Below are 9,574 nucleotides of genomic sequence, written 5' to 3' on the forward strand. Positions count from 1 at the left end.
CTTTCTGGGGCCGGCCTTGCGGTCGCTCGTTCGCGATTTGATGTCCTTATCCGGCGGAGTCACAGGCGGGTGTTCACCTGTTGCAGGATAGGTTTCTGGTGCTGCTCGAGCAGCACGTCTTCGGCACGCGAGCGAAGCTCACCGCACCGCGCTTCGACTGACCGGAGCCTATCGACAAAGCTAGGTAGCTTGTCGATGTCTTGGAGGTCGATATGACCGTCTGCAAGGATCTCGCTGCCCAAGGCAACTGTATCGCCCAGTCTGGCCACGAGCAGGCCGAACGCACACAGCGGATTACCGTCACCTTCCTGCTCGCGTGCGCCAGTCAGACCGTGACGACTAGCAAGTTCATTGATGCAATCGTCTTTGAATTCGCCGTCAAGAGCTTCTACCCAAGCCTCTTCAAGCCAGCACGGCAAATCTACCTCACCGTTGAGCCAGCGGCCAACACGACGCAGCCAGGCCCCTGATGCTCTCAGAAACGCCGACGCGTCGTTGCCCTTGGCCAGCTCGTCGAAATCGGGCACGTCCTTGCTAGCAGCCTTGTCTGGAACGATGCGATGCAGGCTGCTGCTCAGTAACTGGGCAAAGTCGTCCTGGCTGAAACCGGTGCGCGCGATCATTTCAACGGCATGGGCCACCAGCACCTGATCACGGGACGTGGACATCTGTCCTAGATTGGACGTGTTCATACGAGCTTCTGCCCAATAACCTGCGAGTCACCACCAGCGGTCCCGCCCCCTAACTGGGGGGCAGGAAGAACTTTGTTTGATGGAAATGGGCGCAGTTCTTCAGCTGTGTAGGAGCCATCATCATGCACAGACACGATGATTTTCCGACCCAACCTGATTGCCTTATGTACGGCAGCGGGAGTGACCCCGAAGGCTTCCGCAACCGCTGCCTGACCAATTTTGGCGGCTAATTCAGACAATGAGATTTGATTCATAACAGGGCATCTCTGGGTAGACGCCACAATATTAACCTGAGGTATCGTCAGCCGCAACAAAAAAGATACCTACGGTATTCTTACGATCTCTTTAATAAGAAACCTTGGGTATTTCAAGAACGGCCATTAACGATGCCGCAGGTAAATTATTTTAATTTACCTCCGGTTTATCATTGCCCCCATGAATAAGAAGCCACCCCTTCCCCCCGAGCTTTTCGATGAGTGCAAAGCTGCCAACGAGCTATACCTCTCGAAGAAAAAAGAACTCAACTTAAACAAGCGAAAGATTGCCGATGAAATAGGCGTGAGTCCTGCTGCAGTGGCTCACTACCTGAACGGCATCAACGCACTGAACATCAAGTTTGCGTCCGCCTTAGCAAAGCTTTTGGGCGAGCCAGTTGAGAAGTTCAGCCCGCGTCTCGCTGCGGAAATATCGGGGCTTGCGGCAACCACTGGGCATGCCAATGTCAGCCCAATGCTGCAGCCATATAGAGACGCCAGGGAATACCCGTTAATAACTTGGGTAGACGCTGGCCAAGGGATCGAGTCATTAGCCAGTTACCCGTCGGGCATCTCTGACGAGTGGCTTAGCTCTACGGAGAATGCTGGTCCAAAGGGCTACTGGTTGAGGGTCAAGGGCAAGTCCATGACCTGTGACAGCCACCCCACCTTTCCAGAAGGCACACCCATCCTGATCCGTCCTGAGGGCTTTGATGTCATCAACGGGAAATTTTATGTTGCTCGAAACACTGTCAGTGGAGAGACGACATTCAAGCAGTACACGATGGACGCGGGTGTCGGTTACCTGGTGCCACTCAATCCCAGCTATCAACCGGTTGTGCTGGACGGCAACTGGGAAATCATCGGCCGGGCGATCGACGCCAAAATCACCGGAATGTAATGGCTGAGTCGGCAGGGCGACGTTCAGCCCTGCGATACTCCATATAGTGCTGATCGCCCGACACCGGCCACTGGCGCCAACACCTCCCGGCGGGGATAAATGCCATCCTTGGCAAGGTGCATCAGGCGAAACGCGGACTGCTCGATCACCTGGAGGTCAACGAACTCCCCTGCCGCCTGGCATTGCGCAACAGCCTGCTGGTGGGTTGCGTGAATATCAGCGCGCCACTGCTGGGCCTCCGTAGCCTCAATCGACTCCAGGATCACCAGCGACTTGAGCAAGGCGTGCGCCTCGCCATAATAGCGAGCGCGGTATTCGTTGGTGTTCTGACGGGCAAGATCACTGATTGCCCCTTCCAGCTGGTGCAGCAGTTGTTCCTTGTGGGTAAACATGCTGGCTCCATTCATTTACGGCATCCCTTTACATTCTTCTTCGCATCGGCCTGAGCCACGCCCGGTGGCGCACTGTGAACGACGATATGACCCTGCCCGATCTTGAAATTTTTAATCACCGCGATGCACACGTTCCACGCCTCACGCGCCACTGCTTCGCCAGATTCAACCACGTTGCCCTGGTCATCGATGATCGCCAGACGCGCAGGTCGGCCATCCGCTGTGGTGAACTTGTAGCCGCTGGTGACGTTGGCAGCGATACGGCCATTTTCCAGGGTTCCTGTCTCTGGGATGCCGATCATGGCCGTGCTCCTTGTTCAATTTGATCTGTGTACTTATTTACGATCAACGCGATGGTGTTTGCGTGCGATGCCCGATCAATCTGGGCACTGTCGATAGCCGGCCAATTCTCGGACTCGATAGCGGAATCGATATCCAAGTTCGCGCTCCTCCAACCCGACACGCTATGCGAGAGGATCTGCCTGTCTTGCTCTGAAAATTCGAAAGTCATAGTCATGCCTCCTCAAGCGGTCACGTAGCCGGCGGTGGTTTTTCGTAGTTCGCCCAAGTCGAGCGCTGCACGAAATAGCTTCATAGCTCGTCGGTTCCCGACACGAGCTGCAGCAGTGAAGTCACGAAGCGATATCGGCGTGCCTGGCGCAACTGTTCGCGTGATGTCGAGCAATGTCTTCATCAAGGCTCCGTCCGGTGATCCGAATAGATCCTGCTGCTCGCCAGATGCTGGATGTTCTGGGACTGTTGTCACTGTTGCCGTGACCGTTGCCGGTGTTGTCGAGGCCATCGTCTCTTGCAACGAGGGCTCGGACAGACTGCCAACTCGCAGTGCAGATCCAATCAACGCGGGCACCGCCTCCAAGGCAATCGCAAACCCGGCACACAGCAATATCGCCAACAGCTCCGGCAGCCCCACGGATGCCATCGGCCTGGCGCGCAGCTCTGTGAGTTCGACCGAGGCACGATCTAGCCGCTGCAGCACCTGCTCACGCTGCTCATCGATTCGTCCCAGGGCAGACGCTTCCAACTCTTGCGCCTTGCTTACAATGCCGCGCTCGCGCAGTTGCCGTGCCTGATCTCCGATCGAGCGAGCGTCTTTGTCCAGGAATTCGAGCTGCCGCAGCCCATCAGACCTGACCGCCTGCAGGTCAACCATGCGTTGTTCGGTTACAGCTGCGTGCCGCGCCTGGCCCGAAACGATGGATGTCAGTAGGCGATCGTAGGTAGCCCACGCTGATACTGCTGCCAACAACAGAGCCGAGGTGATCATCAGGACGGCATAGGCACGCTTGCCGGCTGCCAGCATTCCCAAAGCAATCGGCCAGGCTAGGTACTTGTATAGATCCAGCAGTACCGCCGCCGCGGCGAATACAGCAGCCAGCATCGGGTCAGCAATCAGCGTTGACATGGCCATGCCAACAGAGAGAGCAGTGACGCTGGAAAGGGCCACAGCGATGGCCAGCAACAGCCATCGAACACGCTGGCAGATGAGATGCTTAGGCATAGCTCACCCCCTGTTTGATTTGCCGTATCTGGGCAAGGGCCGAAGATAACTCCGCACGCAATCGTTGGTTTTCGTTTTGGAGTGATGCGGCGGCAATTGTTTGACCAGACCTCCAGCCCATCCAGTAAGGCAGAGCCATGGCAATCACCTGGCAAACAGACAAGCTCGCCAATATCAATAGGAGCTGAGAGTTGGTCATTGCCACTCCTTGATTTCGCGGACGAAATTGGAGAGCAGGTCGTAGGCTTTATCAGGATCTGCGGGCATCAGCGCCGGAGCAGAAATACCGGCACCACCTAATAAAAATCTGAAATACGTCTGTTCTGGATTCTCAGCGGCTGCTGTCAGTAGCAACCTGAGGTCATGCATTCCCGACTGCGGCAACAGATAGAGTCCACGGCGGCTTGTTGCAGCATTGCGCAACAAGAACTCCAGATCTCGATCGAGGATAGGCTGGGCCATACGCTCGTAATGTACGTTGGCCAGCTCTTCTACGAACTGCTCGACCCTATGAGCCGTATCGCCCTGAAGGCCAACGGTAAGCGTGTTTACCGTCTCACCCAACCGGACCTGCACAGCAACGTCGGAACCACATTGCTCGATCGTCAAATTGGCTAGGAGAAAACTCGGTGCGTAGTTGCAGACGAGAGGAAGGGGGAATACGCCGTTCTGTTTGACGTGCTCTGCCAGCTGCGCTCTGGCATCAAGAGAAAGGCTAAATGTAGGGCGAATCATGCGGTTGACCTCCGTTGAAATCAGGACACCCCTTTGGGTTCCTGAGTTGACGGACATAGATTAACCGCAGGTATCTTTTTAAATCAATACCTCAGGTATATAAAACCTGAGGTATGCGTTTCCGATCAGCCCAAATGCTGATTCGTCCACGTCAGACCAACAGCACCACATTCCAAACGTGTAACCCGCACGCAGTCCTCAACGTCCAGTTGATCAAGCAAGCACTCCCAGTCATCCAGCTTTTCACTTGCTAGTTTCGCAATGATCGTCCGTCTTCGCGTCTGCGCCGCCGAGCTATTGACCTGCCGATGAATGCGGCGGGAAAGCTGTTCGAATGGGGTATGCGATAGCTCAAGACCACCGGGATTGACGCTGTTGGACATTAAACGCTCCTTGCCTATACTGTACGTACAACCAGTATATGATAGCTCCTCGCCAGCCTACAACATCAGTCCCAGTCTTCGCTGGCCACCCACTCACCCGTCTTCCGGCTAATCTGCAAGAGCCTGTGCTGACCGGTACGGGAAAGCAGCTGCACATCAATAAACTTGCTCTTGCGATCCTCGTCGCCCATCCCTCTCATATAAACCACGATCCGCTGGAAGGTATCCATCACCAACTGGCGCACCTTTTCCCTGGCTGCGTAGTCACCCACAGCTACCAGGGCAGCCAGTTCTGTCCATTGCTCATGCTGCGCTGGCTTACCAGAACCCGCCGCTACCGCTAGTTCGTATTCAATGCTCGCCACATTCCTTTCTGCATCAAGCTGCTGCGCCTCCAGCTCGCGAGCTTTACGAACGAAAGAAACCGGCGCGGGGCCGTCATCATCTGCAAGCAGAGCTGCGGTGACTTTTTCGAGTTGGTTCGAAATTTTTTGTACCGCAGCCCGCGCACCCACCAGTTGATGGCGAAGGCCTTGACCATCGTCACCAAGTTGCATCAATCGCTGCAAGTTGAGTCGGTCAGAGCAGAAGTTCAGCAATGCTTTCTCAATCGGGACCACGCTGCACGAACCACCGGAGCCGCAGCCGTCGTTTCGGCTGTATGACACACAATGCAGGCGGCGATGGCCGTCTGCGAGCGTGCCGTCAGCACGGGCGCGGCTCATATAGTTCTGTCCGATGACGGCGGTACCGCAATAGCCGCAGTAAGTCAGGCCGATGCCAGTGATAATCCCTGGAATCTCGCCTTTCATCCTGCGCCGTAATCTTTGGCCACCCATGTGCTGCAACTCGGCCCATTCCGTTTCCGACAATAGCCGTGGGTAGTAGTCCTCAAGGACAAACTCCTCACCCTCAACTGTCAGGCTCTTAGCTCCTCGCAGTGCCTTGAGCTTGATCATCCGGTAGATCTGCAGAGTGGTAATTCCAACGTCGCTGTAACTAAGCCCCTCGTCGTGCAAGATACGAACTGCGCGAGCCGCCCCCATCCCCTCCAGATACAGTTGCAGAGCTCGACGTACGGTAGCAACTCGCTCAGGAATAAATTCCCATTCGGTACCAGTCCACTTGAGCCACTGAGGATCTTTGCCGTTGCGGATCTGGCCCCGATAGGTGCCAGCTTGCCAAGCCTCGCATAGTCGCCGGATCGAGGCCTTCACTCGCTTGCTCTTAGTGTCCGACTCTTCGTGAGCGCGGATCATGACCAGGAGCGAGTAAACAAGGTCCATCGGCTGGGCCTTCAACCCGGCGCGGTTGTACTCCCGGCCATCACTGGCGGTCACTACGGTAATGCCGGCATTGATAATTTGCGCAAGTTGGGCTTGAGCCTGGATCGGCTCAGCACGGCTCAAACGATCCAGCCCTTCCACGACCAGGACTGAGCCGGACGCGATTCGGCCTTCCTCGATCGCCACCAGGAAAACCCCGAGGGCTCCCTGGGTAACGTGGCGTTGGTGATATGCGGATAGACCTTCGTCACGCATGGATAGCGATTCGTCGAGCACCAGGCCTTTTTCAGCGGCCCACTTCTGGGCGTACTGCAACTGACGATCGGCGCTACCACCGGTGGACTGTCGAGGGTCTGAGAAGCGCAAATAGCTGTATACTCGCGCACCGTTTTTAGCCATTAGAAAAAAGACCCTGATGAGGATCATCCTATGATGACAGTAAAAGCCCCGCGTGTAGGAATGATATCGTTAGGGTGCCCGAAAGCTCTGGTCGACTCCGAACGGATCCTGACCCAGCTGCGCATGGAAGGCTATGACGTGGTGTCCACTTACCAGGACGCCGACGTCGTGGTGGTCAACACTTGCGGCTTTATCGACTCGGCCAAGGCTGAATCTCTGGAAGTGATCGGCGAAGCGATCAAGGAGAACGGCAAGGTCATCGTCACCGGCTGCATGGGCGTGGAAGAAGGCAACATCCGCAACGTGCACCCGAGCGTGCTGGCCGTGACCGGTCCGCAGCAGTACGAGCAGGTAGTCAACGCTGTGCACGACGTCGTGCCGCCGCGCAAAGACCACAACCCGCTGATCGATCTGGTGCCACCGCAAGGCATCAAACTGACCCCGCGCCACTACGCCTACCTGAAGATTTCCGAAGGCTGCAACCACAGCTGCAGTTTCTGCATCATCCCGTCGATGCGCGGCAAACTGGTCAGCCGTCCAGTAGGTGACGTGCTCGACGAAGCCCAGCGTCTGGTCAAATCCGGCGTCAAAGAGCTGCTAGTGATCTCGCAGGACACCAGCGCTTATGGTGTCGACGTGAAATACCGCACCGGCTTCTGGAACGGCGCGCCGGTGAAAACCCGCATGACCGAACTCTGCGAAGCGCTGAGCACGCTGGGCGTCTGGGTGCGTCTGCACTACGTTTACCCATACCCGCACGTCGACGAGCTGATCCCATTGATGGCCGCCGGCAAGATCCTGCCGTACCTGGACATCCCGTTCCAGCACGCCAGCCCGAAAGTGTTGAAGTCGATGAAACGCCCGGCGTTCGAAGACAAGACCCTGGCGCGGATCAAGAACTGGCGCGAAATCTGCCCGGACCTGATCATCCGTTCGACCTTCATTGTTGGCTTCCCGGGCGAAACCGAAGAAGACTTCCAGTACCTGCTGAACTGGCTGACCGAAGCCCAGCTCGATCGCGTCGGCTGCTTCCAGTACTCGCCGGTTGAAGGCGCACCGGCCAATGACCTCGATCTGGACATCGTGCCGGACGACGTCAAGCAGGATCGCTGGGATCGCTTCATGGCGCACCAACAAGCCATCAGCTCGGCGCGCCTGCAACTGCGCATTGGCCGCGAAATCGAAGTGCTGGTGGACGAAGTCGACGAGCAAGGCGCGGTTGGCCGCTGCTTCTTCGATGCCCCGGAAATCGATGGCAACGTGTTTATCGATAACGGCAGCAACCTCAAGCCGGGCGACAAGGTCTGGTGCAAAGTGACTGACGCTGACGAATACGACTTGTGGGCTGAGCAGATCTAACCCCGCACACCACTGTAGGAGCTGCCGCAGGCTGCGATCTATTGATCTTGTTTTTTAAAATCAAAAGATCGCAGCCTTCGGCAGCTCCTACAGGATTTTTTCGCCGCGTCAGAAAGCCCCGCTCTTTTCTTGAAGATGCGGGGCTTTTTTACGGCTATCGTTTACCGGGGGACGGACTCCCTTGAAACGGACAAGAGGCAAACGCGCATGCGTCACCATTCGGTCATCCACACGCCGAAACTCAGCGATTATCAGGAACTGACCCGGGTCTGGGAGGCCTCGGTCCGCGCGACCCATGATTTTCTGCCGGACAGCTATATAGAGCTGCTGCGCAATCTGGTGCTCACCCGCTACCTCGACGCGGTAATGCTTATCTGCACCAAGGACAGCCACCAGCACATCACCGGGTTCGCCGGCGTTGCAGCGGGCAAGATAGAAATGCTGTTTATTGACCCCGCGCATCGCGGTCAAGGCCTGGGCAAGCGATTATTGCGTTACGCCATGGAGCACCTGAACGCCGATGAACTGGACGTCAACGAACAGAACCCGCAGGCGCTGGGGTTTTACTTCAAGCAGGGTTTCGAAGTGATCGGACGTTCGGAGGTCGATGGCATGGGCCAGCCGTATCCGTTGCTGCATATGCGCTTGCGCCAGACCGAGCAACGCTCAGGTAACGGCTGACACAATATAGATCCTTGTGGGAGCTGGCTTGCCAGCGATGCAGACGCCGCGGTCTGGCAAATACATCGAGGTGATGCCATCGCTGGCAAGCCAACTCCCACAAGTAATGCGAACGCACCGAAATGGAACCGGGCTTAACCGGCGCCACACAGGTACAATGCCCACCCCTTTTTTGTTACGGCCCTGTCATGACTGACCCGATTCGCCTCTCCAAACGCCTCATCGAACTGGTCGGTTGCTCCCGCCGGGAGGCCGAGCTGTTCATTGAGGGCGGCTGGGTCACCGTGGACGGCGAAGTCATCGACGAGCCGCAATTCAAGGTCGAAGGCCAAAAGGTCGAGCTCGACAAAGACGCCAAGGCCACCGCGCCTGAGCCAGTCACTATTCTGCTCAACGTCCCTGCCGGCATGGATACCGACAGCGCAATGCAGCTGATCAGCGCCGAAACCCTGAGCGAAGAACACCGCTACGGCAAACGCCCGTTGCGCGGACACTTCCTGCGCCTGAGCACCAGCGCCGACCTGCAGGCCAATGCCAGCGGTCTGCTGGTATTCACCCAGGATTGGAAAATCCTGCGCAAGCTCACCGCCGACTCCGCCAAGATCGAGCAGGAATACGTGGTTGAAGTAGAGGGCGAGATGGTCGCTCACGGCCTCAACCGCCTGACCCACGGCCTCACCCACAAGGGCAAGGAGTTGCCGGCGGTCAAAGCCAGCTGGCAGAACGAAAACCGCCTGCGCTTCGCCATGAAAAACCCGCAGCCGGGGATCATCGCCCAGCTCTGCCAGGCCGTTGGCTTGAAGGTTATCAGCGTGCGCCGCATCCGCATTGGCGGTGTGTCCATCGGCAAGGTGCCAGTCGGCCAATGGCGCTACATGTCCGGCAAAGAGAAGTTCTGACGACTCTGTTTTGCCGCCCCACATTTTCGGCAGCGCCCCGCGCGATGCCCACAGCGAAAGATCAGGATTGCCCA

Annotated in this window: 13 protein-coding genes; 4 read left to right on the forward strand and 9 right to left on the reverse strand. The window is 57.0% G+C overall.

The features are described 5' to 3' along the window. Nucleotides 1–59: 59 nt before the first annotated feature. Entirely contained in the window at nt 60–692 is a 633-nt protein-coding gene (locus ICA15_RS05705) for a hypothetical protein (protein ID WP_210701031.1), read from the reverse strand. Beyond that, on the reverse strand, nt 689–946 hold the full coding sequence (locus ICA15_RS05710; protein ID WP_210701032.1) for a Cro/CI family transcriptional regulator: 258 nt from the start codon (nt 944–946) through the stop codon (nt 689–691). The genes ICA15_RS05705 and ICA15_RS05710 overlap by 4 nt, the downstream gene beginning before the upstream one ends. Nucleotides 947–1,127: 181 nt before the next feature. On the opposite strand from ICA15_RS05710, the gene ICA15_RS05715 reads away from it, so the two are divergent. Then, nucleotides 1,128–1,847 (forward strand): S24 family peptidase, encoded by a 720-nt coding sequence (locus ICA15_RS05715; protein WP_210701033.1) that lies wholly within the window; start codon nt 1,128–1,130, stop codon nt 1,845–1,847. 23 nt (nt 1,848–1,870) lie between these two features. On the opposite strand, the gene ICA15_RS05720 is transcribed toward ICA15_RS05715, so the two are convergent. The 7 genes from ICA15_RS05720 to ICA15_RS05750 form a co-directional block, all read right to left on the reverse strand. Next, nucleotides 1,871–2,239 carry a hypothetical protein gene (locus ICA15_RS05720; protein ID WP_210701034.1) on the reverse strand — a complete coding sequence of 123 codons (369 nt, stop codon included), beginning with the start codon at nt 2,237–2,239 and terminating at the stop codon, nt 1,871–1,873. An 11-nt stretch (nt 2,240–2,250) separates the two neighbouring features. Beyond that, the gene (locus ICA15_RS05725; RefSeq protein ID WP_210701035.1) at nt 2,251–2,541 is read right to left on the reverse strand and encodes a hypothetical protein; all 291 of its coding nucleotides are present in this window, start codon (nt 2,539–2,541) and stop codon (nt 2,251–2,253) included. A gap of 221 nt (nt 2,542–2,762) precedes the next feature. After that, entirely contained in the window at nt 2,763–3,758 is a 996-nt protein-coding gene (locus ICA15_RS05730) for a hypothetical protein (RefSeq protein ID WP_210701036.1), read from the reverse strand. Next, nucleotides 3,751–3,957 (reverse strand): hypothetical protein, encoded by a 207-nt coding sequence (locus ICA15_RS05735; RefSeq protein ID WP_210701037.1) that lies wholly within the window; start codon nt 3,955–3,957, stop codon nt 3,751–3,753. Before ICA15_RS05735 ends, ICA15_RS05730 begins: the two co-directional genes overlap by 8 nt. After that, on the reverse strand, nt 3,954–4,493 hold the full coding sequence (locus ICA15_RS05740) for a hypothetical protein (RefSeq protein WP_210701038.1): 540 nt from the start codon (nt 4,491–4,493) through the stop codon (nt 3,954–3,956). Before ICA15_RS05740 ends, ICA15_RS05735 begins: the two co-directional genes overlap by 4 nt. A 125-nt stretch (nt 4,494–4,618) precedes the next feature. Next, nucleotides 4,619–4,876, reverse strand: coding sequence for a DUF1654 domain-containing protein (locus ICA15_RS05745; RefSeq protein WP_210701039.1), 258 nt, complete (start codon nt 4,874–4,876; stop codon nt 4,619–4,621). Between the two features lie 65 nt (nt 4,877–4,941). Next, the gene (locus ICA15_RS05750) at nt 4,942–6,561 is read right to left on the reverse strand and encodes a recombinase family protein (RefSeq protein WP_210701040.1); all 1,620 of its coding nucleotides are present in this window, start codon (nt 6,559–6,561) and stop codon (nt 4,942–4,944) included. Between the two features lie 33 nt (nt 6,562–6,594). Between ICA15_RS05750 and rimO the strand changes: the two genes are divergently transcribed. The 3 genes from rimO (at nt 6,595) to ICA15_RS05765 (ending at nt 9,500) form a co-directional block, all read left to right on the forward strand. Then, nucleotides 6,595–7,920, forward strand: a complete 1,326-nt coding sequence (rimO, locus tag ICA15_RS05755) for a 30S ribosomal protein S12 methylthiotransferase RimO (RefSeq protein ID WP_210701091.1) — start codon at nt 6,595–6,597, stop codon at nt 7,918–7,920. A gap of 207 nt (nt 7,921–8,127) precedes the next feature. Further along, nucleotides 8,128–8,601, forward strand: a complete 474-nt coding sequence (locus tag ICA15_RS05760) for a GNAT family N-acetyltransferase (protein ID WP_210553847.1) — start codon at nt 8,128–8,130, stop codon at nt 8,599–8,601. Between the two features lie 188 nt (nt 8,602–8,789). Then, entirely contained in the window at nt 8,790–9,500 is a 711-nt protein-coding gene (locus ICA15_RS05765) for an rRNA pseudouridine synthase (protein ID WP_210553848.1), read from the forward strand. The last annotated feature ends 74 nt before the right edge of the window (nt 9,501–9,574 follow it).

Origin of the sequence: Pseudomonas sp. P116, assembly GCF_020149425.1 — a bacterium.
Taxonomy (GTDB): domain Bacteria; phylum Pseudomonadota; class Gammaproteobacteria; order Pseudomonadales; family Pseudomonadaceae; genus Aquipseudomonas; species Aquipseudomonas anatoliensis.